This window comes from Plantactinospora veratri (assembly GCF_036421995.1).
Lineage (GTDB): Bacteria > Actinomycetota > Actinomycetes > Mycobacteriales > Micromonosporaceae > Plantactinospora > Plantactinospora veratri.
In genome coordinates this window covers 81,637-106,158 of sequence record NZ_JAZGQL010000034.1, presented here as the reverse complement: position 1 = coordinate 106,158, position 24,522 = coordinate 81,637, and the positions used below count along the sequence as shown (strand labels likewise).

21 protein-coding genes are annotated in these 24,522 nt (G+C 72.5%); 13 read left to right on the top strand and 8 right to left on the bottom strand.

Going from position 1 to position 24,522, the window contains the following annotated elements; translation table 11 throughout:
- Window positions 1-59: 59 nt before the first annotated feature.
- Window positions 60-1,310 carry a glycosyltransferase gene (locus V1634_RS32285; RefSeq protein WP_331210569.1) on the top strand — a complete coding sequence of 417 codons (1,251 nt, stop codon included), beginning with the start codon at window positions 60-62 and terminating at the stop codon, window positions 1,308-1,310.
- Window positions 1,311-1,445: 135 nt separating this feature from the next.
- Here V1634_RS32285 and V1634_RS32280 read toward each other — a convergent pair whose 3' ends face one another.
- Window positions 1,446-2,300, bottom strand: a complete 855-nt coding sequence (locus V1634_RS32280) for an MBL fold metallo-hydrolase (protein WP_331210568.1) — start codon at window positions 2,298-2,300, stop codon at window positions 1,446-1,448.
- A 272-nt stretch (window positions 2,301-2,572) separates the two neighbouring features.
- Between V1634_RS32280 and V1634_RS32275 the strand changes: the two genes are divergently transcribed.
- The 5 genes from V1634_RS32275 (at window position 2,573) to V1634_RS32255 (ending at window position 8,936) form a co-directional block, all read left to right on the top strand.
- On the top strand, window positions 2,573-3,559 hold the full coding sequence (locus V1634_RS32275; protein WP_331210567.1) for a radical SAM protein: 987 nt from the start codon (window positions 2,573-2,575) through the stop codon (window positions 3,557-3,559).
- A 222-nt stretch (window positions 3,560-3,781) separates the two neighbouring features.
- Window positions 3,782-6,280, top strand: a complete 2,499-nt coding sequence (locus V1634_RS32270) for a molybdopterin oxidoreductase family protein (protein WP_331210566.1) — start codon at window positions 3,782-3,784, stop codon at window positions 6,278-6,280.
- Entirely contained in the window at window positions 6,277-6,762 is a 486-nt protein-coding gene (locus V1634_RS32265) for a hypothetical protein (RefSeq protein ID WP_331210565.1), read from the top strand. Before V1634_RS32270 ends, V1634_RS32265 begins: the two co-directional genes overlap by 4 nt.
- 149 nt (window positions 6,763-6,911) lie before the next feature.
- Window positions 6,912-7,970, top strand: a complete 1,059-nt coding sequence (locus V1634_RS32260) for a glycosyltransferase family 2 protein (protein WP_331210564.1) — start codon at window positions 6,912-6,914, stop codon at window positions 7,968-7,970.
- A gap of 252 nt (window positions 7,971-8,222) precedes the next feature.
- Window positions 8,223-8,936 (top strand): GAF and ANTAR domain-containing protein, encoded by a 714-nt coding sequence (locus V1634_RS32255; protein WP_331210563.1) that lies wholly within the window; start codon window positions 8,223-8,225, stop codon window positions 8,934-8,936.
- Window positions 8,937-9,090: 154 nt separating this feature from the next.
- Here V1634_RS32255 and V1634_RS32250 read toward each other — a convergent pair whose 3' ends face one another.
- The 4 genes from V1634_RS32250 to V1634_RS32235 form a co-directional block, all read right to left on the bottom strand.
- Complete coding sequence (locus V1634_RS32250) at window positions 9,091-9,666, bottom strand: hemerythrin domain-containing protein (protein ID WP_331210562.1); 576 nt, start codon at window positions 9,664-9,666, stop codon at window positions 9,091-9,093.
- Window positions 9,667-9,820: 154 nt separating this feature from the next.
- Complete coding sequence (locus tag V1634_RS32245; RefSeq protein WP_331210561.1) at window positions 9,821-11,023, bottom strand: putative manganese transporter; 1,203 nt, start codon at window positions 11,021-11,023, stop codon at window positions 9,821-9,823.
- Between the two features lie 105 nt (window positions 11,024-11,128).
- A complete protein-coding gene (locus V1634_RS32240; RefSeq protein WP_331210560.1) occupies window positions 11,129-11,962 on the bottom strand; it encodes a manganese catalase family protein in 834 nt (277 codons plus the stop codon).
- Between the two features lie 83 nt (window positions 11,963-12,045).
- The gene (locus V1634_RS32235; protein ID WP_331210559.1) at window positions 12,046-12,822 is read right to left on the bottom strand and encodes a sensor histidine kinase; all 777 of its coding nucleotides are present in this window, start codon (window positions 12,820-12,822) and stop codon (window positions 12,046-12,048) included.
- Window positions 12,823-12,852: 30 nt separating this feature from the next.
- Here V1634_RS32235 and V1634_RS32230 point away from each other — a divergent pair, with 30 nt between their 5' ends.
- From V1634_RS32230 to V1634_RS32205, 6 genes are all read left to right on the top strand, one after another.
- A complete protein-coding gene (locus tag V1634_RS32230; RefSeq protein WP_331210558.1) occupies window positions 12,853-13,497 on the top strand; it encodes a response regulator transcription factor in 645 nt (214 codons plus the stop codon).
- Between the two features lie 158 nt (window positions 13,498-13,655).
- A complete protein-coding gene (locus tag V1634_RS32225; RefSeq protein ID WP_331210557.1) occupies window positions 13,656-14,282 on the top strand; it encodes a cyclase in 627 nt (208 codons plus the stop codon).
- Complete coding sequence (locus V1634_RS32220; protein WP_331210556.1) at window positions 14,279-15,457, top strand: zinc-dependent alcohol dehydrogenase; 1,179 nt, start codon at window positions 14,279-14,281, stop codon at window positions 15,455-15,457. The genes V1634_RS32225 and V1634_RS32220 overlap by 4 nt, the downstream gene beginning before the upstream one ends.
- Window positions 15,458-15,826: 369 nt before the next feature.
- The gene (locus tag V1634_RS32215; RefSeq protein WP_331210555.1) at window positions 15,827-16,582 is read left to right on the top strand and encodes an SDR family oxidoreductase; all 756 of its coding nucleotides are present in this window, start codon (window positions 15,827-15,829) and stop codon (window positions 16,580-16,582) included.
- 197 nt (window positions 16,583-16,779) lie between these two features.
- Window positions 16,780-17,676 carry an RNA polymerase sigma-70 factor gene (locus tag V1634_RS32210; RefSeq protein WP_331210554.1) on the top strand — a complete coding sequence of 299 codons (897 nt, stop codon included), beginning with the start codon at window positions 16,780-16,782 and terminating at the stop codon, window positions 17,674-17,676.
- Window positions 17,677-17,780: 104 nt separating this feature from the next.
- On the top strand, window positions 17,781-18,602 hold the full coding sequence (locus V1634_RS32205; protein ID WP_331210553.1) for an alpha/beta fold hydrolase: 822 nt from the start codon (window positions 17,781-17,783) through the stop codon (window positions 18,600-18,602).
- Window positions 18,603-18,642: 40 nt separating this feature from the next.
- On the opposite strand, the gene V1634_RS32200 is transcribed toward V1634_RS32205, so the two are convergent.
- Window positions 18,643-19,500 (bottom strand): helix-turn-helix transcriptional regulator, encoded by an 858-nt coding sequence (locus tag V1634_RS32200; protein ID WP_331210552.1) that lies wholly within the window; start codon window positions 19,498-19,500, stop codon window positions 18,643-18,645.
- Window positions 19,501-19,669: 169 nt separating this feature from the next.
- On the opposite strand from V1634_RS32200, the gene V1634_RS32195 reads away from it, so the two are divergent.
- Entirely contained in the window at window positions 19,670-21,097 is a 1,428-nt protein-coding gene (locus V1634_RS32195) for an aldehyde dehydrogenase family protein (RefSeq protein WP_331210551.1), read from the top strand.
- A 58-nt stretch (window positions 21,098-21,155) separates the two neighbouring features.
- On the opposite strand, the gene V1634_RS32190 is transcribed toward V1634_RS32195, so the two are convergent.
- Window positions 21,156-21,407 (bottom strand): phosphopantetheine-binding protein, encoded by a 252-nt coding sequence (locus V1634_RS32190; protein WP_331210550.1) that lies wholly within the window; start codon window positions 21,405-21,407, stop codon window positions 21,156-21,158.
- A 38-nt stretch (window positions 21,408-21,445) separates the two neighbouring features.
- Entirely contained in the window at window positions 21,446-24,445 is a 3,000-nt protein-coding gene (locus tag V1634_RS32185) for a non-ribosomal peptide synthetase (protein ID WP_331210549.1), read from the bottom strand.
- Between the last annotated feature and the right edge of the window lie 77 nt (window positions 24,446-24,522).

Below are 24,522 nucleotides of genomic sequence, written 5' to 3'. Positions count from 1 at the left end.
GAGGCATCGTGTCGCATATTGGTATAGTTTGCCCGGACTACACCGGTCACCTCAGTCCGATGTCCACACTCGGCCGCGAGCTGCTCCGGCGGGGCCACCAGGTGACCCTCTTCTCCCTGCCGGACGCCGGGCCGAAGCCGTACGTCGCCGGGTTCGAGTTCGTGCCGATCGGCGAGCGGGAGTTCCCGCCCGGTTCCCTGGCCCGCTTCTCCGAGGAACAGGGCAGGCTGTCCGGGCTCGCCGCCATCCGGTTCATCGTCCGTGGTTACGTCCGCGAGGTGGAGGTACTGCTGCGCGACCTGCCGCCGCTGCTGCGGGAGCACCGGGTGGAGGCCCTGCTCGTGGACCAGGTCTACGGTGCGGCGAACACCGTCGCCGAAAGGCTCGACATCCCCGTCGTGACCGTCTGCAACGCGATGGCGCTGAACGCCGAGCCGACCGTCCCGCCCTTCATGACGGCCTGGCCCTACCGCGACTCCACCCTGGCACGCCTGCGCAACATGCTCGGCTATCGGGTGATGGACCGGGTGATCGGGCCGGTGGTGAAACGGATCAACGATCGCCGCGCCGAGTGGGGGATGACTCCGGTGCGCGGGCTGAACGACGGACTGGGCCTGGCCCAGATCACCCAACAGCCGGACTTCTTCGACTTTCCGCGCAAGGATCTGCCGGACTGCTTCCACTACACCGGACCGTTCCACGACGAGGAGAGCAGCGAGCCGGTCTCGTTCCCCTGGGAGAGCCTGGACGACCGCCCACTGATCTACGCCTCGATGGGGACGCTACAGAACCGCCTGCCCCGCATCTTCGAGGCGATCGCGACCGCCTGCGCCGGGCTCGACGCGCAACTGGTGATCGGGCTGGGCAGCCACGAGGTGGAACCGCCGACCGGTCTGCCGGGCGGGCCGGTCGTGGTCCCGTACGCGCCGCAACTGGATCTGCTCGCCCGGGCGTCCCTCGTCGTCACGCACGCCGGGATCAACACGGCGCTGGAATCGCTCACCCACGGCGTGCCGATGGTGGCGCTGCCGGTGACGAACGACCAGCCCGGGGTGGCCGCACGGCTGCGGCATCTCGGCGTGGGTGAGTTCGTACCGGTGCACCGGGCGAGCGCGCCCAGGTTGCGGGACGCCATCGAGAAGGTCCGCACCGACCCGGCCTACCGGACGAACGCCCGGGAATGTCAGCGCCGGATAGCGGAACTCGACGGCCTCGGCCGCGCCGCCGACATCGCGGAAGAGGCGTTCCGGACGGGACGACCGGTGCTCCGGCGTACGTCCTCCAGCGTCGCCGACGGCGGCACCCTGTGACTCGGCCCGGACCCGTCGCAGCCGCTCCCCGCCGAGGTCGGTGCGCTCTCCGTCTCCGCACCGCCTCGACCAACCGGGAGCCGACCGAAGGGGTCGACCGGGCGTCCACGACCGGACCGTGAGGCGCTGCGATCGTCAGGGGCGGTCCGAGCGCTCCGGGGTCCCGGTCGTGCCGCCTGGGCCGGGTTCGAGCAGTGGCACGGTTTCGCCGCGGTGGATGGCCCGGACGCCCGGTTCGAGGCCCTGCCGCCGGGCGAGGTCGAGGAAGTCCCGCAGCGGGGACCGGAAGACGGGATAGTCGTCGTAGTGGATGGGCAGGGTCAGCCTCGGCCGGACGAGCTGGACCAGGTCGACGCCCTGCCGGTCGTCCATGGTGAGGAGTACGCCGAGGAGCCTGGTCCCGCCCAGGTGGATCAGCATGGCGTCGATGTCGGGAAAGCGTCGCGGGATCTCGGCCAGCGCCGCGTGGTTGAGGGTGTCCCCGGTGACGTAGAGCCGGAGGCGGCGCTGCCCGTGCTCTTCGAGATCGAGAATGCTGCCCATCACCGGGGGTAGGGCGCGGGCCAGCAGGCCCGGCCCGTGCTTGCCGGGTACCGCGGTGATCCGTACGAGGTGGTCGCCCCGACTGATCTCGTGACTCTGCCAGGTGGTCAGGGCGGTGGCCGAGCCGAATCCCCAGCGGTCCAGTCGAGCCTGGGCCTGTGGCGTCGTGATGATGGGAAGGGTCCTCGGCAGGTTCCTCCGGGCGACCCGGTCGAAGTGGTCGCCGTGCAGATGCGAGAGGACGATCCCGTCCAGGGGTGGAAGTTCCCCGATCCGCACGGCGGGGTCGGTACGCCGCCGGGTCCACAGCCCGTAGCCGAGGTAGGCGCGCTGACCGGCGTGCAGGAAGTTGGGATCGGTCAGCAGGGTGATGTCGCCAAGTCTCAGCAGGGTGGTTGCCGTACCGACGAACGTGACGGTGGCCTGCGGCCGGGGCTGGGCAACCATGGTCTCTCCTTCTCCGAATCGTGGAGGGGGATCCGTCGCGACACCGGATCGGCGGTCACCCATAGGCCCACCTCTGAACCGCAGAGCACCGTACCCAGGAGTCCGGGAAGTACACCTGCGCCAGCCGGGGATGCGGCCGCACGGCTGACCTCCGGTGCCACCCGTCGACGACTTCAACCCGGCCCGACCCCGACGGCCGGCCGCGGGACAGGTTTGGGCCACCCGGGTATCGGGCATGGGGGGACATGCCGGGCGACGATCCGCATCCACCGTTGCCGCCACATCTGCAACTCGAGATCACCTCGGCCTGCAATCTGCGCTGCGTGATGTGCCTGGTGCGCTACCGGCCACCGGTGAACAAACTCGCCGGTGCCATGCGACCGGAGCTGTTCCGCCGGGTCCTCGACGAGGTGCCCACGCTGAACCGGTTGACGCTCCAGGGGCTCGGCGAGCCCCTGCTGTCGCCGTACCTGATGGAGATGATCACGGCGGCGGTCGACCGGCGGATCACCGTCGGGTTCAACACCAACGCCACCCTGCTCAACCGCCGCCGGGCCGAGGAGCTGGTGCGGAGCCGGGTCGACTGGCTGCACGTGTCGCTCGACGGCGCCAGCGCGGCCGGGTACGCGGCGGTCCGCGAGGGTGCCGACTTCGAGGCCGTCGTGTCGAACCTCGCCGGTCTGGTCGAGGTCAAGCGGGCGGCCGGCAGCGCCACCCCGTGGATCCGGGTGGTCTTCGTCGCGATGCGCGACAACGTCGCCGAGCTGCCCGAACTGGTACGCCTGCTCGCCCGTCTCGGGGTGGACGAGTTGCACGTGCAGAACCTGTCGCACAGCTTCTCCGACACCGACCCCGCCGGGCGCTACGACGACATCCGACGGTTCACCTCCGACCAGGCGCTGTGGACCGGGGAGGACGCGGGCCGGGCCGCTGCCGTCTTCGACGACGCCCGGCGGGTGGCCCGGAAGCATGGGATCCGGCTCCGGCTGCCGTACCCCGGCGTTCCGGCCAGGACCAGTGCGGGCGACGGTCGGGGCTGCTCCTGGCCCTGGGAGGCGGCCTACGTCACCAGTACCGGCGTGGTGCAGCCGTGCTGCATGGTGATGGGGGACGACCGGGTGTCGCTCGGGCGGCTGGCCGAGCAGAGCTTCCCGCAGATCTGGTACGGCGAGCCGTACCGGCAGTTCCGCCGGCGCCTCTCGGGTGACGACCCGCCGGACGTGTGCCGGGGATGCTCGCTGTACCGGCACGCCTTCTGAGGCGGGCGCCGCGACCGCGCGCCGGCCCGCCCGCCCCGCGCCAGGACGGCCCTGCGGAGAGCGGACCATGCGGCGGCAGGGGCAGCAGCGACCGATCCGACCCGGCCGAGTCGGGCGTTCGAGGTGCGAGCGGTCGCGCTCGGTGCCAGGGTCGGAAGTGCAGGGCCGGGCTGACCCGGTGCGGTGCGATCCGACGGATCGGAGCGGGCGGAGGAGGACGCGATGGGCACCGTTGACCGGATCGCGCAACCGTGGGGGAGCCGGACGCCGTACGGGCCGGGGGAGTCGTGGCCGGTCCGGGTGGACACGTTCCTGGCCGACGGGGTACGCCCGGAGGACGTCGACCGGTGGGTGCAGTCCGCCTCGATCCTGCACTCGAACGGCGACGGCCTCGACATCGCGGTCGCCGACGGCCGGATCGTCGGGGTGCGGGGCCGGGCGGTCGACCGGGTGAACCACGGCCGGCTCGGCCCGAAGGACCTCTTCGGGTGGCAGGCCAACGCCTCCCCCGACCGGCTGACCCGACCACTGGTCCGCCGGGACGGGCGCCTGGTGGAGACCGACTGGGACACCGCGATGGGTCTGGTGGTCGACCGGACCCGGGAACTGCTCGACGAGCAGGGGGCGAGCGCGATCGGCTTCTACACCACGGGGCAGCTGTTCCTGGAGGAGTACTACACCCTCGCGTTGATCGCGCACGGCGGGATCGGCACCAACCACGTCGACGGCAACACCCGGCTCTGTACGGCCACCGCCGCCGAGGCGCTGAAGGAGTCCTTCGGCTCCGACGGCCAGCCCGGCTCGTACGCCGACATCGACCACGCCGACGTGATCGTGCTGTACGGCCACAACATGGCCGAGACCCAGACGGTGACCTGGAGCCGGGTGCTGGACCGGCTGGCCGGCCCGAATCCGCCGGCGGTGGTCTGCGTCGACCCCCGCCAGACGCCGGTGGCCCGGGCCGCCACCATGCACCTGGCGCCCCGGCCGAGCACCAACGTGGTGCTGATGAACGCGCTGCTGCACGAGATCATCGCCAACGGCTGGGTCGACCAGGAGTACGTCGCCGCGCACGCGGTCGGCTTCGAGGAACTGCGGCAACGGGTCGAGGAGTATCCGCCGGAGCGGGCGGCCCGGGTCTGCGACGTACCGGTGGAGCGGATCCGCGAGGCGGCCCGGCTGATCGGTACCGCGCAGCGGCTCCTCTCCACGGTGTTGCAGGGCTTCTACCAGTCACACCAGGCAACCGCCGCCGCCGTGCAGGTGAACAACATCCACATCGTGCGCGGCATGCTGGGCCGGCCGGGCTGCGGCCTGCTACAGATGAACGGCCAGCCGACCGCGCAGAACACCCGGGAGTGCGGCGCCGACGGCGACCTGCCGGCCTTCCGGAACTGGACCAACGAGAAGCACATCAGGGAGTTGGCCCGGATCTGGAACATCGACCCGATGCGGATCCCGCACTACTCGCCGCCGACGAACCTGATGCAGATGATGCGGTACGCCGAGGAAGGGTCGATCCGGTTCCTCTGGGTGAGCTGTACGAATCCGGCGGTGTCACTGCCGGAGCTGGCCCGGATCCGGGACATCCTCCGCCAGGAGCGGCTCTTCCTGGTGGTGCAGGACATCTTCCTCTCCGAGACCGCGCAGCTCGCCGACGTGGTGCTGCCCGCCGCGACCTGGGGCGAGAAGACCGGCACCTTCACCAACGCCGACCGGACGGTGCACCTGTCGGAGAAGGCGGTCGACCCGCCCGGCGAGGCCCGGCCCGACCTGGACATCTTCGTCGACTACGCGCGACGGCTGGATCTGCGCGACGACGACGGGCAGCCGCTGGTGCGCTGGACCGACCCGGAGGGCGCGTTCAGGGCGTGGCAGGAGTGCAGCGCCGGGCGGCCGTGCGACTACACCGGGCTGAGCTACGCCAAGCTGCGCGGCGGCACCGGGATCCAGTGGCCCTGCGACGCCGAGCACCCGGACGGTACCGAGCGCCTCTACGCCGACGGGAAGTTCTGGGCCGCACCGGACTACTGCGAGAGCTACGGCCGGGACCTGGTCACCGGGGCGCCGCTGGAGCCGACCGAGTACGCGGCGCTGAATCCCTCGGGCAAGGCGGTGATCAAGGCGGCCGAGTACCTTCCCCCGCACGAGCTGCCGAGCGAGGAGTACCCGTTCCAGCTGATCACCGGTCGTACCCTGTACCACTTCCACACCCGGACCAAGACGGCGCGGGCGCCGCAGTTGCAGGCGGCGGCGCCGGAGGTCTGGGTGGAGATGGCGGCCACCGACGCGGCGGACCAGGGCTTCGCCGAGGGCGACCTGCTGGAGGTCGCCACCCCGCGCGGTTCGGTGCGGGCCCGGCTGCGGGTCAGCGGCATCCGGCGGGACGTGCTCTTCCTCCCGTTCCACTACGGCTACTGGGACGCACCGGGCGGGGCCGGGCCGGACGGCCGGGAGCAGGGCCGGGCGGCCAACGAGTTGACGATCACCGACTGGGACCCGGTGTCGAAGCAGCCGCTGTTCAAGTCCGCGGTGGCCCGGGTGACCCGGGTCGGCGGCGGCGACGGGGCACCGGCGGCGCCGACGACCACCGGGTCCCGACCCGTGGCGGCCGGGGTCCCGGAGACGGCGGGCGGCTCCGCCGCGCTGGCCGACGAGCGGTTGCCGGAGGCTCCCCGAACGGTCGGGGCCACCGCTCCGGCGGTCGGAGGCGACCGATGAACAAGATCGATATGGTCATCCGGGAGCTGCACCGGTCGGAGAACAAACTCGCCGTCGACCTGCTGCGGATGGCGGACCGGCACAAGGCCGACCACGAGGTACACCACGTGGCACGTGACCTGTCCCGCTGGTCCCGGCAGCACGTCACCGAACTCGCCCGGGTCGGCCGCGACTACGGGCTGCGCCTCGACGAGGAGGCGCGGGACGAGTCGGGGGTGCTCGCCACGGTCGAGCAGAAGGCGTCCGAGATGCTCGGCCGGCACCGCGAGCCCGGACTGCTCCTCCTCGCCGACCTGCGCCACCTCTACCGGGACGCCTCCGGCGTCTCGCTGGACTGGGAGATCCTCGCCCAGGTCGCCCAGGCCACCCGGGACCTGGAACTGCTCGGACTCGCCAAGCGCTGCCACCCGCAGACCCTGCGGCAGGCCCGGTGGGCCAACGCGAAGCTCAAGGAGACCTCCGCGCAGGCCCTGGTGAGCTGACGGACGACCGCGACCCGGGAGCATCTGGCCGTCACCCGGATCGCTCTCCGATGGCCCGGGACGCTCTCCCGGACCGCGCGGCCAGGGGATGCGGAATCGTGAACCGGTGACCGACATCAGCGGGTCGGGGTAGGGGTACCAGCCTGATCATGTCTGATGTGACCGTGGTGGTGGCGACCCGTAACCGGCGGGAACAGCTCCTGGCATCGTTGGCCCGGCACGCGGCTCCGGTGATCGTGGTGGACAACGCCTCCACCGACGGGACTCCGGAGGCGGTGGCGAGATGCTTTCCCGAGATAGAGGTCGTCCGGCTCGACCACAACGCCGGTGCCGCGGCCCGCAACGTCGGCGTCGAGCTGGCCCGCACCGCGTACGTCGCCTTCGCCGACGACGACTCCTACTGGGCGCCCGGCGCGCTGGAGCAGGCGGCCCGACTCTTCCGGGCCCATCCCCGCGCCGGCCTGCTGACCGGGCAGGTGCGGGTCGGTCCGCAGCGGCGCCTCGATCCGGTGTCGGCGTCGATGGCCGAGCAGCCGCTCGGAACACCGCCGGACCTGCCCGGCCCGGCGGTACTCGGTTTCCTGGCCTGCGCGACCGTTCTCCGCCGCCGGGCCTTCCGCCAGGTGGGCGGCTTCAATCCCAGGTTGCACGTGTACGGCGAGGAGGCGCTGCTGGCGCTGGACCTCGCGGCGGCGGGCTGGGGACTGGCCTACGCCCCCGAACTCGTCGCGTACCACCTGCCGGGTGCCGCCGGTCGGGACCAGCGTGCGCGGCACCGTATGGAGGTGCGCAACCGGGTCCTCACCGCCGTCCTCCGGCGCCCTGTGCCGGTGGTCCTGCGCACCATCGCCGAGGCCCGGCGCACGCCGCACGGCCGGCGTGGTCTCGTCGACGCCGGCCGCGAGCTGGGCTGGGCGCTGCGACACCGTCGTCGGGTGCCCACCGACGTCGAGGCGGCACGGAACCTGCTCGACCGGCTCGACAGGGGTACGCGGCCGGGGCCGGAGGGTGCCCGCGACCGGGCCGCCGGGCGGGTGCCCGTGCCAGTCCGCAGCGACGGTGGTGGGTCGGGACGACTCGGGGTACGAGGACCGTACGCCGGCCGGCCCGATCCGGGTTCCGGGGTTTCTCGACGGGGTGGACCACCCGCCGGGCAGCAGGCGCCGTCGCAACAGCAGGGGGCGAAGGGTGACCCCGGAGCAGTCTAGCGGGGCGGCGGCCCGCCACCGGTGAACGATCCGGGCCAGATGCACCGCCGAGGATTCCGACGGGACGGCGTATGGTGGAAAATCTGTGGCCGATGCCCACTTCGAGGGATTGGCGAACCGGCGTCGAACGCACGGCCCGGCCTCCGGATCCAGCCTCCGCTGATCTGCGCAGCGGTCCACGACCGTGGGCTGCCACTGCCCCCTTGCCGCACGTGATGACGGTCGGGGCGCCGTTATCGAGGACTTCTGCGCATGTCTGACACTCCTCTGGACCCCACCGACGCGTTCGCCCAGCTCGGGCGGATCCGGCTCAACGAGATGGACCTCGACGGTGTGCTGGACCAGATCGCCCGGCTGGCCAGGCGGACCATTCCCAAGGCGGAAGAGGTGTCCGTGACGCTGTTGCGGGGCAACGAGGCACAGACCGCCGCGTTCACCAGCCGGCTCGCGCTGGCCCTTGACGAGTGGCAGTACCAGCGCGGGCACGGTCCGTGCCTGGACGCCGCCCAAGCCGGCGCCACCCTCTCCCTGCCGGACATGGCCACCGAAAGCCGCTGGCCGGACTGGGCCGCCCAGGCCAGGTCGAAGGGGGTGTCCAGTTCCCTGTCGATCGGGTTGCCGGTCCAGGAGCAGGTCTTCGGGGCGCTCAACGTCTACAGCACCGAGCCAGGGGCCTTCGACGACGACGCCGTCACCTCCGCCGAGACCTTCGCCGGCTACGCCGCCGTCGCCCTGGCCAACGCCCACCTCTACGACACCACCGCCACCCTGGCCCAGCAGATGGGGATGGCGATGCAGAGCCGAGCCGTCATCGAGCAGGCCAAGGGCATCATCATGGGCGAACGTCGCTGCACCGCCGACGAGGCGTTCGCGATCCTGACGAAGGTCTCCCAGGACTCGAATCGCAAACTCCGGGACGTCGCCGCCGCGCTCGTCGACCGCGCCTCGGGGCGTACCCAGGGGTGACAGGTTCGTCACCACGGCGGACAGGGACCGCCGCCCGGGGACGTGTCCGGGGCTTCCGGTTCGAGGCAGATCGGCAGGGCCAGCTCGAAGAGGGATCCACCCTGCCTCGACTCCTCGCCGAGATCGTGGCGCACCCGCCGTACGGCGGGACGTGTCAGTCCTGGCCGCGCTGTGACTCGCGCCAGTCGCGTACGGCGTCGCGCATCCGGTCGAAGATTGCCAGGGGTGGGCCGACCATCAGATTCGCCGAGGCGGACTCGCCGGCGTGCGGGTGCGGACGCGTCGGGGCCATCGCCTCGGCCGCACGCAGTGCCCCGGCCATCCGGCCGAGTTGGGCCGAGGAGAGGCTGCGGCGCAGCGACGGAAACTCCTCCGTCTCCTCCCGGGTCGCGTGCGCGATCACCGCTTCGGAGAATCTCACCAGCCGCCGGTCGAAGTCGGGGTGCTCGACACCGAGATCGTAGAGGGCGGCGAGTTCCTTCTTGGCCTCGTCCTCCTCGTGCCGGAGCTGCCCGGTGACGGTGTCACCCCGTTCGATCTTCCGCTGGGCGCTCGGGTGCACGACGATCTCCTCCGCGCTCTCGTGCACGGCGAGCAGACGCACCAGGTCCTGGAACAGCTCCCGCTTCTGACTTCCCTCGGCACGACCGAGCTGCCCGAACAGCGTCTTGATCTGCTTGTGCTGCTCGATCAGCAGGTCCAGGACGTCCTGCTTCACACCTGCGGTCACGTTCGTCACCCTCCTCCGGTCGACGTCAGCGCCACGGTTTCCCGGCACCGCGACTTCCATGTGTCCCGGCGCCGGGTCGCTGCCGGCAGGCCGCAGCACCTCCGGCACCCAGCCCACCGCAGCGCCGGAACCGGGGCGAGCAGCTCCGGTCCGCTCAGCCCAGCAGTACCAGGAGCGCCATTCCGACCAGGATGGCCGGAATGGTGGTGATCACCGTTGCGGTCGCGGCGGCGCGGCGGCGCAGTGCCGCGAGTGGGATCAGGGCGTCCCCGTCCTGGCTGATCGCATTGGCCACCAGGGTCGTCACCGGCAGGCCGCCGCTGACGAAGATGCCGGTGAAGACGATCTGTACGGCGCAGCCCGGCACGAGTCCGATCAGCGCCCCGACGAGCACTCCGGCGATTCCGGCGAAGGCAAGTTCGGAACCGTCGAACCCGGTGGTGCCGCTGAGAACCTGCCAACCGACGTAGGCCACCGCGACCCAGACGGTGATGAACGAGGCCTCGTGCGCGCTGTGTCGCATCGCCTCCCGCCGGCTCGACGGGGAGGCGGTGGCGACGGTGTCGTCGGCGAACCGGCCCCGTCCGGCGGCGAAGATGAGCACCGCGATCAGGGTTCCGCAGCAGCCGAGCGCGAGATAGGGGTCGACGCCGCCGAGCGCGGCCGTGAGGCGTCGCGGATCGACGGCGTGGAACACCACCGGTACCGACACCAGGAAGGCCGGCATGGTGAGTCCCCAGAACACCAGGGACATCCGGATCGGGCGTACCGGCCCGGCGCCCGGGACCATCGCCACGGCCAGGGTCGCCGAGCCCGGATAGCTGCCGAGCACCGCCGGCCGGCAGTCTGCGCCGGCCCGGGCCACGGGCCCCGGCTCCGGGACGCCGGTCGGCAGGCCGGCTCCGGCCGCGGTGGCGGCGGCGTGACGCCGGGGCAGCCACCACCTCCGGGACCGGACGGTCCGGGCCGGGTCGATGCCGAGCAGGTCGACGGCGTACCCGGTGGCCAGCCCGACGGCGAAGAGCAGAGCGTGGATTTTGATCGCGAACTCGGGGTTCGCGGCGATGACCACCCAGGACGAGTCACCCATGGTCGCCGCGAGGGCGGCCACGACGGTACCGAAGGAGACCTTGCCGCGCGCGTAGAGCGGCATCAGGATGATGGCGCCGCCGCAGCCGGGGCTGACACCCAGCAGCGCGCCGACCAGGGGACCGAGCCTCGGGCGATGGGTCAGGTGGTCGGTGACCCGGTCGCCGTACCGCCAGCGCAGCCAGCCGAAGAGCGCGACCATCACCGCGACGTAGACCCCCACCTGCATGAACGCGTCCGCCAACGGGCGGGCCAGGAATTCGATCATGGCTTCCGTCTTCCGGGTGAGGCCGCGCCGACCCGCCGCCGTGGCGACGGATCGGCGCGGCGGGACGGCGCGGCGGAACGGGACAGGCCGATGCTGTGCTGCCGGTCAGGTGGCGGACGGCGGCGTACCGTGCAGACGCGGGTCGCCCGGCGGCAGCGCGGGCGCGTCCGCGTACGAGGTCGGGTTCGCCTGATAGCTGAACTGTCCCTTGCCGTCCGGGCTGGGGCCGCTGGCCCACCGCCCCTCGGCCGCCTCCTCGCCCGCCGAGAAGTTGATGTACTGGTAGGCGAACTCGTTCTCCTGCTCGGCGTCGGGGAACGCCTCCGGGACCGGCATCTCCTCGAGGCCGTCCTCCTTGAGTTGCTCGATCGCCGCGAGCCACATGTTCTGGTGCATGGTGTCGCGGGCCAGCAGGAACCGCAGCATCTGCTTGACGCCCGGATCGTCGGTCATGTGGAACAACCGGGCGACCTGGAGCCGGCCCTGCGCCTCGGCGGTCACGTTGAGGTGGAAGTCGGCGAGCAGGTTGCCGCTGGCGGTGATGAAGGCGCCGTTCCACGGCACCCCGTTGCTGTCGGTCGGCAGCGGCCCACCGCCGGAGTGGATGAAGTGCGCCGGGTTCGACCCGGCGTAGATCGCGGACAGCATGGGGTTGTCCTCGGCCGCCGCCTCCTGGAGCGACAGTGGAGAACTGTCCAGCAGGTGGGCGATCATCGTGCAGATCATCTCGACGTGCCCCATCTCCTCGGTGCCGACGTCGAGCAGCAGGTCCTTGTACTTGCCGGGCAGTCGGCAGCTCCAGCCCTGGAAGAGGTACTGGTTGGCGACCGTCATCTCTCCCCACTTGCCGCCGAGCACCTCCTGTAGGCGCCGGGCGAAGGCGGCGTCGGGAGCATCGGGCTTGGCGTGGAACTGCAGGTCCTTGACGTGGCTGAACACGGTGTCCTCCTGTTGGAAGTGGCAGACCGTGCCCGGCTACCCGTTCCGCTGGCCCGCCGGGGTCACCGGGTGGCCCGCAGGGGTCAGCCCGTCCTGGCGCTTCCGGCGAGGCATCGTGGGGCGGGCAGGCTCACCCGGACCGCCGTTCCGTCCGTGGTGCGGTACGCCGTGATCGTGCCGCCCTCGGCGGCGACCAGGTGTCGCACGATCCACAGCCCGAGTCCGGAGACGCCGGGCGGCGGTGCGGTCCGGTCCAGCGCAGTCAGCAGGGGGCGGCAGGACCGGCCCTCGTCGGCCACGACCAGGACCAGCGCTCCGGCGCGTACCGAGGCGGAGACCCGGACGCGACCTTCCGGCGGGCCGTGACGCAGGGCGTTGTCCACCAGGTTGGCGAGGATCTGACGGATCCGGTGGGCGTGCACCAGCCGACCACCGGCACCCCGGGACAGCCGTACCGTCAGCCGGTGCGGCGGCGCCTGGGCCGCGACCGCGGTCGGCAGCACCTGGCGGAGCGGGACCGGCCGGTCGACCGGCTCGGCCAGGCTCTGCGTCACCGACATCGCCTGCCGCCACAGGACCGCCAGGTGTGCCGCCTGTTCCTGGGCCAGCGCGACCAGGCCACGTCGTTGCGCGGGGCCCAGCGCCGACGTCTCCTGGGCGAGGGCTCGGGTCAGTGAACGCAGCGATTCGATCGGTGAGCGCAGTTCGTGGCAGAACATCCGCAACAGCAGCGTCTGGCTTCCGGGAGCGGGGGAGTGGGTGGCCTCCGGCGGTGCGTCCCCGGAGCCGGCGGCCGCAGGTTCCCGGCTCCGTCGGGCCCGGATATCGGCGCGATGACCGGTCTCGGTCCGGCCGGGCATGATCGGGCCCAGATCGGGAAACGCCGCCGCGTGTCCGGATCCGCAACCCTGCGCCTCGTACTGGTCGATGACCACCCTCTCTTCGTCCGGGGCCTCGAACTGCTGCTTCCGGCCAGCACTCAGGGGCGGGCCCGGATCGTCGGCTCCACCGGTGACGCTGCCGCGGCGGCCGCCACGGTCCGCCGGTGCGTACCCGATCTGGCCCTGGTCGACCTGCACATGCCGTTACCGGGCGGGATCCGGGCCATCACCGCCATCCGGCGGACCGCACCACGGGTACGGGTCGTCGCGATCTCGGGTCTGGAGGACACCGATCTGATGGTGCAGGCCCTGCGGGCCGGCGCCGAGGGTTACCTGCCGAAGAGCAGTGAACCCGAGGAACTGCTGCCGCCGCTGATGGCGATCCTGGACGGGTGGGCGGTGCTCCCTGCCGGCCTGCTCGCCGCGCTGCTCCGCCCGGCGTACAACGGGTTACCGGTGACGGCCATCCTCGACGACGAGGAACGCCGGCTTCTGCAGCTTATTGCGAAAGGTTGTCGCACGGTGGAAATCGCCGAAGAGCTGAACTTCTCCGAACGTACGGTGAAGCGACTGACGGCGTCGCTGCTGCGGAAGCTGCGGGTGTCGAACCGGACGGAGGCCGCCGCCGTGGCCGGAAACGCCGGTCTGCTCTGACCCTGGCAGTTCCGCCTCGGACGGCACGGCCGAGGCGTTTGTCCCGTCGCCCGCCGGGTACGCCATCGCTGGGCGGCGACGGTCCCCATGGGAGTTTCGAGCCGCCGGTAGTAGGCCGGGTCGGTAACGGCCGCCGGCTTCGGGTTGGGAGGAGCGGCATGGTTGGCAGGGTCGGTGGATGGTTGGCGGTGACGGTGGCGGCCGGCGTGGGAGTGGGGCTGCTCGCGCGGCGGCGCCGGGAGTCGCTGCCGGCGCGTCAGGACGACGGCTACCGGACCGTCCGCGCGGTGACCGTCGACCGTTCGGCGGAGTCCATCGTGGAGTTCTGCGGACAGTCGGGGCAGCTCTCGGTGATGCTGGACCGGCCGGTCGAGGTGCGCGCGGGTGACGGCGGGCGGCGCCACATCGTGCCCGGCGGGCCCGGGACTGCCGAGCGGGCCGTCGAGGTCCGCGCCGACTCCGCGACCGGCCCGTTCCACTGGCACGTCGAGGACGGGCCGACGCCGCACGAGGGCCGGCTCGAACTGGTTTCCGCGCCGGGTGCCCGGGGCACCGAGGTGCGGGTCGAGCTGCGCTACCCGGAGAGCCGGGTCGGACACCAGGCGGCGGTGTTCCGGGGACGCGACCTCGACCAGGTGCTCCGTACGGTGCTGCGGCGGGCCAAGTCCCTGATCGAGGCCGGGGAGGTGGTCTCCACCATGTCCGAGCCGTCCGGCCGGGCCGGCATCACGGAGCGGACCACCCGGGTCGTCCGGGAGAAGCTGTCGGCGGGAGGGCGGGCGTGAAGGCACTGTGCTGGGAGGGTGTCGGGAAGCTGCGCGTGCGGGAGGTTCCCGACCCGACGATCCAGGGCCCGGGTGACGTGATCGTCCGGGTGCGGGCGAGCAGCGTGTGCGGCTCCGACCTGCACCTGATCAACGGCTACCTGCCGGCGATGCGCGAGGGTGACATCCTCGGCCACGAGTTCATGGGCGAGGTGGTCGAGGTCGGACCGGAAGTCGGGAAGCTCAAGGTCGGTGACCGGGTGGTCGTCGGATCGGTACTCGCCTGCGGCGGCTGCTGGTACTGCCGCACCGGCCAGTACTCGCTCTGCGACAACTCCAATCCGCAGCCGAACCTCACCGAGACACTGTGGGGGCACGCGCCGGCGGGAATCATCGGCTATTCGCACGCCGCCGGTGGTTTCGCCGGCAGCCACGCCGAGTACGTCCGGGTGCCGTTCGCCGACGTCGGCGCGTTCCCGGTCCCGGAGGGGGTCCCCGACGACGCCGTGGTGTTCGCCTCCGACGCCATGCCGACCGGCTGGATGGCCGCCGACTTCTGCGACCTCCGTGGCGGTGAGGTGGTCGCGGTCTGGGGTGCCGGCGGCGTGGGTCAGATGGCCGCCCGCTCCGCCCAACTGCTCGGTGCCGAGCGGGTGATCGTGATCGACCGGCTGCCCGAACGGCTCCGCGTGGCGCAGGAGCGGATCGGCGTGGAGACCATCGACTACAGCCGGGTCGACGTGCTCGCCGCGTTGCGGGAGCTGACCGGGGGCCGGGGGCCGGACGCCTGCATCGAGGCGGTCGGGATGGAGGCCCACGACGTCGGTCCGGGGTACCGGTACGACCGGATCAAGCAGGCCGTGCGGTTGCAGAGCGACCGGCCGACGGCGGTACGGCAGGCGATCATGGCTTGCCGCAAGGGCGGTACGGTGAGCATCGTCGGGGTCTTCGGCGGCTTCGTGGACAAGTTCCCGCTCGGGGCCGCGATGAACAAGGCGCTGGTGCTGCGGATGGGCCAGATGCACGCCCAGCGTTACATCCCGATGCTCCTGGAACGGCTGGCCAACGGTGAGATCGATCCCGGCTACCTCGCCACCCATCCGCTGCCGCTGACCGACGGCGTGCGCGGCTACGAGCTGTTCGAGAAGAAGCAGGACGGCTGCCTGCGCTCGGTGCTGCACCCGACACCGGCCTGAGCTGGCGGCCGGCCGGGGCACCGGAGACCGACGGCAGGCCGACCGGGGCTACCGCGCGACGTCGACCGATCCGCGACCGTAGGCGTCGAGCCGGTCCCACCGACCAAGGATGTCGAGCAGCTGTCGGTTGCTGCCCGCAGACTCGGACATTCCGGTCTGGACAGGGCGGCCGGGTCGCTACCGGTCGGCCGGGGCGTGATCCGGATCGGGATCGTCCGGATCGGTTCCGCGAGGTGTCGCGGAGGCTCACCGGGGGAGACCAGAAACGGCGGGTGACCGGCCGCTGTCACGAATCACCGTCCCGCCCGGTCGTTGTGGGTGACAGGGCGCCTCCGGCGCCACGGAACAGACCGAACCAGAGGAACCAAGATGAAGATCGTCGTTGTCGGCGGCAGCGGACTCATCGGCAGCAAGGTCGTGGAGCTGCTCGCCGCCCGGGACCACCAGGCGGTGGCCGCGTCCCCGAAGACCGGCGTGAACGCGGTGACCGGCGAGGGGCTGGCCGAGGCGCTCGACGGGGCCGACGTCGTGGTGGACGTGTCGAACTCGCCGTCCTTCGAGCCGGCCGCGGCGCGGGAGTTCTTCGAGACCTCCACCCGCAACCTGCTCGCGGCCGAGGCGGCGGCCGGGGTGGGCCACCACGTGGCGCTCTCGGTCGTCGGCGCGGACCGGATGCCGAACATCGGGTACATGGGGGCGAAGGTGGCGCAGGAGGGGGTGATCGCGGCGGGGCCGGTGCCGTACTCGATCGTGCGGGCGACGCAGTTCTTCGAGTTCCTCGGCGCCATCGCCGACATCGGAACCGACGGCGACACCGTACGCCTGGGACCGGTGCTCTTCCAGCCGATCGCCGCCGACGACGTGGCGGCCGCGGTGGCGGACGTCGCGCTCGGTGCCCCGGTCGGCGGCATCGTCGAGGTGGCCGGCCCCGAGCGGTCCCGCCTCGACGAGGTGATCCGGTCGGTGCTGCGCGCGCAGCAGGACCCTCGACAGGTGGTGGCCGACCCGGCCGCCGGGTACTACGGCGCCGAGGTGGCCGAGGACGCGCTGGTTCCGCTCGGTGAGGCCCGGACAGGGAGCATCCGGCTGGCGGAGCGGCGTGCGGTGGACGGGGGCGGGCGGTAGCCGTCGACGCGGCACGTTGTCTGCCCGGCCTGCGGCCGGCCCGCCACGCTGGCCGGAGGCCGGGCCCACACCGCGCTGAGCCCGCTGGGTCGGCCGCCGAACCGCCCGGGGTCCACCGATCCCCCGGTCGCCGGTCGGGCGCCGACGGTACTTTGCCACCAGCCCCCGAGCGCGTGGACGATGGCGTGGTGCAGCCCGTGACCGACGGAGAGACGGAACAGTCCGGACAGACCAACGACCTGGCGGACTTCCAGGCGATCCGGGGACGATTGTTCGGCATCGCCTACCGGATGCTCGGCAGTGTCGGGGACGCCGAGGACGTCGTGCAGGACGCCTGGCTCCGCTGGCAGGGGGCGGATCGCCGGAGCGTCCGGAACCCCGCGGCGTTCCTCACCACCACGACGACCCGGTTGGCGATCAACGCGGTGACGGCGGCCCGGGCGCGCCGGGAGACGTACGTCGGGCCGTGGCTGCCGGAGCCGGTGGACACCTCGGCCGATCCGGCGCTCGGCGCCGAGCGGGCGGAGGGGCTGGAGTTGGGGGTCCTGCTGCTGCTGGAGAAGCTCGCCCCGGCGGAGCGGGCGGCGTACGTGCTGCGGGAGGCGTTCGACTACGCCCACCGGCAGGTCGCCGAGGTGCTGGGTACGACCGAGGCGAACGCCCGGCAGCTGTCCAGCCGGGCCCGCCGGCACCTCGCCTCGGCGCGCTCGACACCCGTCGGCCGGGCCGAACACCGGCGGCTGGTCGAGGCGTTCCGGGCGGCGGCCCGGAGTGGCGACCTGGCCGCGCTGGAGCGGCTGCTCGCGGCCGACGTGATCGCCAGTTCCGACGGCGGGGGACGGGTGCACGCCTCCCGGAAGGACCTGTACGGCGTGGCCCGGGTGACGACGCTGCTCGACAACGTGCTGCGGAAGTACTGGAGCGAGTCGGTGCTCCGGACGGTGCTGGCCAACGGCACGGAGAGCCTGCTCGTGGCGGCCGCCGACGGGACCCCGGAGGCGCTGCTCGCCCTGGCGGCCACCGACCGGGGCGTCGAGCGCCTCTTCCTCGTGCTGAATCCGGACAAGCTGCGTCAGTTCGCCGCTCGGAGCTGACGGCCACGGCCGGGCGGATTCCGGCAAACCGCCCTACACCAGGCCCGACCTGTGTCTAAATCGGGTACGTCGGCGCTCGACCGATCGCGACGTACGGGGGAGTCATGGGCTTCGTCACCGCCAAGGACGGCACGGAGATCTACTACAAGGACTGGGGCTCCGGCCCGGTCGTGACCTTCTCACACGGCTGGCCGTTGAGTGCGGACGCCTGGGACGGCCAGTTGCTGTTCCTGGTGCAGCATGGTTTCCGGGTGGTCGCGCACGACCGTCGGGGGCACGGCAGGTCCGGTCAGGCCTCGACCCGCAACGACATGGACGGCTACGCCGACGACCTCGCCGCCGTACTGGAGGCGCTGGACCTGACCGACGTGACGCTGGTCGGCCACTCGACGGGCGGCGGTGAGGTGGCCCGCTACATCGGCCGGTACGGCACCGGCCGGGTCGCCAGGGCGGTGCTCATCTCCGCCGTGCCGCCGATCATGGTGCAGACTCCGGACAACCCCGAGGGGCTGCCGATCGACGTTTTCGACGAACTGCGGGCCAAGCTCTTCGCCGACCGGTCGCAGTTCTACCAGGACCTGGCGCAGATGTTCTACGGCGCGAACCGGCCCGGGGCGAAGGTCTCCAAGGGCATCCTCGACCAGTTCTGGCTCTGGAGCATGCAGGCCGGCATGAAGAACGCGTACGAGAGCATCAGGGCCTTCTCCGAGACGGACTTCCGGGACGACCTCGCCAGGTTCGACGTACCGACCCTGGTGATGCACGGCGAGGACGACCAGATCGTCCCGGTGAAGGATTCGGCCCGGAAGACCGCCCAGTTGATCGCCAACGCCCAGGAGATCTACTACCGGGGCGCGCCGCACGGGCTGACCGCCACCCTCCAGGACCAGGTCAACAACGACCTGCTCGCCTTCCTCAAGAGCTGACGCCCAGGAACCGGCCTGGGACAGTCCGGCCTGGGACAGTTCAGAACTCCTGGCCGGCGACGACCGACAGAAGTCGCAGCTTCTCCGCGCTCTCGCTGCCGGGGGTGGCGGTGAAGACCAGCAGCGACTGGGACTGGTCCGGATCGAGCAGGACCTGGCAGTGCAGCTCGAGGAGCCCGAACCGGGGATGCCGGATCCGCTTCGCCGCACAGTACGGGCCGGTGACCGGGTGCTCGCGCCACAGCTCGGCGAACTCCGGGCTGCGGCTGAGCAGCCCGTCGACGATCTCACCGGCCCGGGAGTCCCGACCGGCCCGGGTGTACGCCCGGTGCAGGTCGGCGACGAGCAGCCGGCTGTGTCCGGGATGGTCGTCCTCGGGGTGGATGCGCCGGCTGTCCGGTTCGGTGAACCAGCGGTAGTGCAGGCTGCGGGCCAACCCGGCGTGCCGGGTCTCGTCGCCGAGCAGCGCGGTGGCGAGCAGGGTCTGCCGCAACGTCTCGCCGAGGTCGCTGACCACTTGGGCGGCCGCGTCGCCGAGCCCGTCGAAGATGCGCATCATGCCCGGGTTGATGTGGTCGGCCCGGCGTACCCGCCCCGGCGTCGGATATCCGCCGAGCCGGAACAGGTGGTCCCGTTCCTCCAACGACAGGCGCAGGCCACGGGCGATCGCCGCGAGCATCTGCTCGGACGGGCGCGGGCCGCGCTGCTGCTCGATCCGGCTGTAGTAGTCGGTCGACATGTCGCTGAGCGCGGCGACCTCCTCCCGGCGCAGCCCGCCGGTACGCCGCCGCCGCTGTCCCCGGGGCAGCCCGACATCCTCCGGTTGCAGCGCCTCGCGCCGGCTCCGGAGGAACTCGGCCAGCCGGACCCGGTCCACGGCGTCCTCCTCCTCGTCCATGCCCGCCGGCCGCCCGCCGACCGTTCGACTTCGGCAACAATCCCCGGACCTGCGGGAATTCCTCCGAGGTGCCGATCGTCGCACCGTGGCGGGCGGCCGACCAGGTGACCGGGATCCACGGATCGGCTGTACCTGGCTGGGCCAGAACCCCGGGCCAAGACTCGGCACCATGACTGGACCAACACAGAGCGCACCCGGACACTGGATCGACGGCGAGTGGACCTCAGCGGAATCGCCGGAGACCATCCCGGTGCTGAACCCGGCGAACGGCGAAATGGTCGCCGAGGTGCCGGCCGGTACCGTCGCCGACCTGGACCGGGCGGTCGCCGCCGCCCGGGCCGCCTTCCCCGGCTGGGCCGCGACCCCACCCGCCGAGCGGGCCGCCGTGGTGCGGCGGATCGGCGAGGGCCTGGGTACCCGTGCCGAGGAGATCGCCGCCGCGATCACCGCCGAGATGGGTTCCCCGCTCGGCCTGTCCCGGACCGCCCAGGTCGGCTTCCCGGTCGCCGTGGCCGAGTCCTTCGCCACCCTGGCCGCCGACTTCGCCTGGACCGAGGAGATCGGCAACTCACTGATCGTGCGCGAGCCGATCGGCGTGGTCGGGGCGATCACCCCGTGGAACTTCCCGCTCCAGCAGATCGTGTCGAAGCTGGCGCCGGCCCTGGTCGCCGGGAACACCATGGTCTTCAAGCCCTCCGAGATCGCGCCGCTGACCGCGCGGATCCTCGCCGAGGTCACCGCCGGGGCGGGGCTGCCGGCCGGGGTCTTCAACGTCGTCTACGGCACCGGACCGGTCGTCGGCGAGGCGATCTCCGCCCACCCGGAGATCGACATGATCTCGTTCACCGGCTCCACCCGGGCCGGCCGGCGGATCTCCGCCGTCGCCGCCGGGACAGTAAAGCGGGTCGCGCTGGAACTCGGCGGCAAGGGCGCGAACGTGATCCTCGACGACGCCGACCTGCCGACGGCGGTTCAGGCCGGCCTGGCGATGGCGTTCACCAACGGCGGTCAGGTCTGTGGCGCCTGGCCACGGATGCTGGTACCGGCATCGCGGCAGGACGAGGCCGTGGCCCTGGCTGTCGCCGCCGCCCGAGAGTACGTCGTCGGCGAGCCGACCGACGAGGCGACCCGGATCGGCCCGATGGCCTCCGAGGCGCACCGCGAGAAGGTGCACGGCTACATCGAGCGGGGCATCGCCGACGGCGCGACGCTGGTCTTCGGCGGTACCGGCCGGCCGGAGGGGCTGGCCGAGGGCGCCTACCTCCGACCGACGATCTTCGCCGACGTCGACCCGTACTCGGTGGTCGCCCAGGAGGAGATCTTCGGTCCGGTCCTGACGATCATCCCGTACGCGGACGAGGACGAGGCGGTCGCCATCGCCAACGGCACCGTGTACGGCCTCACCGCCGGAGTCTTCGGCGAGCCCGCGCACGCCCTCGCGGTGGCCCGGCGGCTGCGCGCCGGTCAGGTCGACGTCAACGGCGGCCACTGGAACCCGCTCGCCCCGTTCGGCGGCTACAAGCAGTCCGGCAACGGCCGCGAGTTCGGCCGGGCGGGGCTGGAGGAGTTCCTGGAGACCAAGTCCATCCAGCGCTGAACCGCCGGGCCGGGCAGCCGGGCAGACCGGGTCCCGGCGGCGGTGCCGGGGTCCGCCGTCAGACCCCTCGCTGGTGCAGGTAGTCCGCCAGCGCGGGCACGGTGTCCAGCGCGGAGACGTCGTCGTCGGGCTCCACCACGACGCCGTAGCGGTGCTCGACGGCCTGGATCAGCCGCACGTGGCCGAGTGAGGTGAGGCCGAGCAGCCCGAGCGACTCGGGCTCGGCCAGGGCGTCCGCCGCACTGATCTGGCCGTCGCTGGCCTCGACGACCAGGCCGGCGAGCTCGTGGTGCAGCCCGGGAACGGTCACGTCGGCTCCTCCGGTCACCACTCCTGCTTCTCCGGTCGTCACTCCTGCTCCTCCTGTCGCAACTCCTCGACGGCACTGACCACCCCGTCGACGGTCGGGGTGTCGAAGAAGACGTCGAACGGCACCTCGACGCCGAGAGCCTGCCGGATCCGGGCGGTGATCTGCATGATCGTCAGCGAGTGGCCGCCCAGGTCGAAGAGGCTGTCGTCCGGGCCGATCTCGTCGACCCGCAACACCTCCTGCCAGATGCCGGCCACGACCCGGGTCAGGGCCACACTCTCCGCCGGGCCGGCAGCCTCGACCTCGGCGGCCGGCGGCGTGACCTGGCCGCGCTCCGGGGTCGGCAGGGCGGCCCGGTCGAGCTTGCCTCCCGGCGTACGCGGCAACCCGTCCAGCCAGCGGAGATCCCTCGGGATCATGTACCGGGGCAGCGTACCGGCGACATGCGCGCGGATCGGCGCCAGCTCGCCCGCGCCGACCAGATAGGCCACCAGCTCGCCGTCCCGGACCGCCACCGCCGCCTCGGCGACCCCTGGCGCGTCGAGCAACGCCCGCTCGACCTCGCCCAGCTCGATCCGGTGACCGCGCAGCTTGATCTGGTTGTCGGCCCGGCCGAGGAACTCGACAGTTCCGTCCGCACCGAGCCGTACCCGGTCACCGGTGCGGTAGTGCCGCCGGCCGGTACCGTCCGGCACGAACCGCTCGGCGGTGAGTTCCGGCCGCCCCCGGTAGCCCCGGGCCAGCCCGGCGCCGCCGATGCAGAGTTCACCGGGTACCCCGACCGGCACCGGACGCAGCCGGGCGTCCAGGACGTGCAGCGTGGTGTTGGCGATCGGCCCGCCGATGGTGACCCGGGACGGGTCGGCCGGTATCTCGGCGGCGGTGGACCAGATGGTGGTCTCCGTCGGGCCGTAGACGTTGACCAGACGGTCGACGAGCGGGCGCAGCCGCCGGGCGAGGGGGAGCGGCAGCGCCTCACCGCCGCTGAGCGCGGTGATCGGCGCCCCGGCCCAGCCCGCGTCGAGCAGCAGTTGCCAGCTCGACGGGGTCGCCTGCACGTGGGTGATCCCGGCGTCCCGGACGAGTCGGCCCAGCGCGCTGCCGTCCCGGGCGGTCGCGTCGGCGGCCACCACCACCCGGCCGCCGGTGCAGAGCGGCGCGAAGAGTTCCAGTCCGCTGATGTCGAAGGAGATGGTGGTCTGGTGCAGCCAGCGGTCCGCCGGGCCGGCACCGAGCAGCTCGGTCATCGCGGTGACGAGGTTGAGCAACGCCGGGTGGGCGATCTCGACGCCCTTCGGGCGGCCCGTCGAGCCGGAGGTGTAGATGACGTAGGCGAGCCCGTCCGGGTCGGTGGCGGTGGGCGGTGTCTCCGGCTCGGCGGCGAAGGCGGCCAGACCGTCGAGCGGCAGCAGCTCGACGGGTACCCCGCCGAGCGCGGCGGTCGCCTCGACGTGCCCGAGGACCAGCTTCACCCCGGCGTCGCCGAGGATGAACTCCAGCCTGCTCGCCGGATAGCCCGGGTCCAGCGGGAGGTAGCCGGCCCCGACGGCGAGGATGCCCAGCACACCGGCGACGAGTTCGACGCCCCGGCGGGGGCAGAGTCCTACCAGGTCACCGGCGCCGACGCCGTGCCGGCGCAGCCCGTGGCCGATCCGGTGCGCGGCGGCGACCAGCTCCCGGTAGGTCAGGGCGCCGTCGTCGGCGTGCACCGCCACCGCGTCCGGGCTGGCCTCGGCGGCCGCCCGGATCAGGTCCAGCACGGTGCTGGCGGGGCGCGGGCGCGCGGTGGCGTTCAACCGGTCGAGCAGCGCCAGCTCCGCCGGGACGAGCAGGTCCAGGTCGCCGACCGGGCGGTCGGGCTCGGCCAGTGCCGCGCCGAGCAGGGTACGCAGGTGTCCGGCGATCCGCTCGGCGTCGGCGACCGGCAGCAGCCGGGCCGGTACGAGCATCCGCCCGGTCAGCCCGGCCGGGGTGTCGACCAGGTGCAGGTGCAGGGCGCTGCGTACCGTCGCCGGGACGAGCAGCCAGTCCACACCGGACGGACTCTCGGTCGGCCGTCGGTAGCTGACCGAGACCGGCGCCATCGCCGGGCGCGGTGGCAGGCCGGGCAGGGCACGTCCGAGCGGTACCTCGCGGTGCCGGTATACGGCCCGGGCCTCGGCGCGTACCGCCCGGACCAGCTCGGCGAAGGGAGCCGCCAGGTCGATGCCGACGGTGACGGGCAGTTCGTTGACCCACATCCCGAGTTCGGGTGCGGTCTCCGGGGACCGGGTGGAGAGGTCGACGGCGACCGAGGCGGTGCCGTTGCCGTAGCGGGCGAGTACCACGTGCACGGCGGTGAGCAGCACCTCGAACCGGGTCACCCCGAGCGCCGCCGCCCCGGCGGTCAGCGCGGCGTCCAGTTCCCCGCCCCAGGCGAGGTCGAGTCGGGTGGCGGGCTCGGCGGCGCTCGGCGTACCGGTCAGTCCGGGCAGCAGCACCTCGTCGGCCGGGGCCGGGCGGGCGGACCAGAAGTCGCGGGCCGCCGGGAGCGCCTCGGCGATCCGGCCGGCCTGTGCCCGTACGGCGGCGCCCAGCCGGGTGGGCGATCCGGCGTCGAGCGGCCGGCCGGCGAGCGCCTCGGCCAGGTCGGCGACGAGTACGTCCTTGCCGCCGCCGTCGAGCACCAGATGGTGGGCGACGACCAGCAGCACCGTGCGGCCGTCGTCGACCCGCAGCGCCAGGCAGCGGGCGAGCGGGCCGGCGGTGAGGTCGAAGCCGACGGCGAGTTCGGCGGCGACGGCGGAGTCGAGCGCGTCCGCTTCGACCGCCCGGTGCGCGACCGGCATCGGGTCGGTGGGGGTCAGCAGCGGTGCGCCGTCCGCCTCGGCCACGGTCGCGGCGAGCAGCGGATGCCGGCCGGTCAGCGCGGCCCACGCCCGGTCCAGCACCGCCGGTGCGACCGGCTCCGGCACGGTCAGCGCCACCGCCAGCAGGTACGTCGTCGACGCCCCGCCGGCCCGCTCGGTGAACCAGACGCCCTGCTGGGTCAGGGTCATCGGGACTCCGACCGGTGGACCGGCCGCCGGGCCACCTCCGTCGGGTCCGGTGCCGACGACCGGGGCGCGCGCACCGG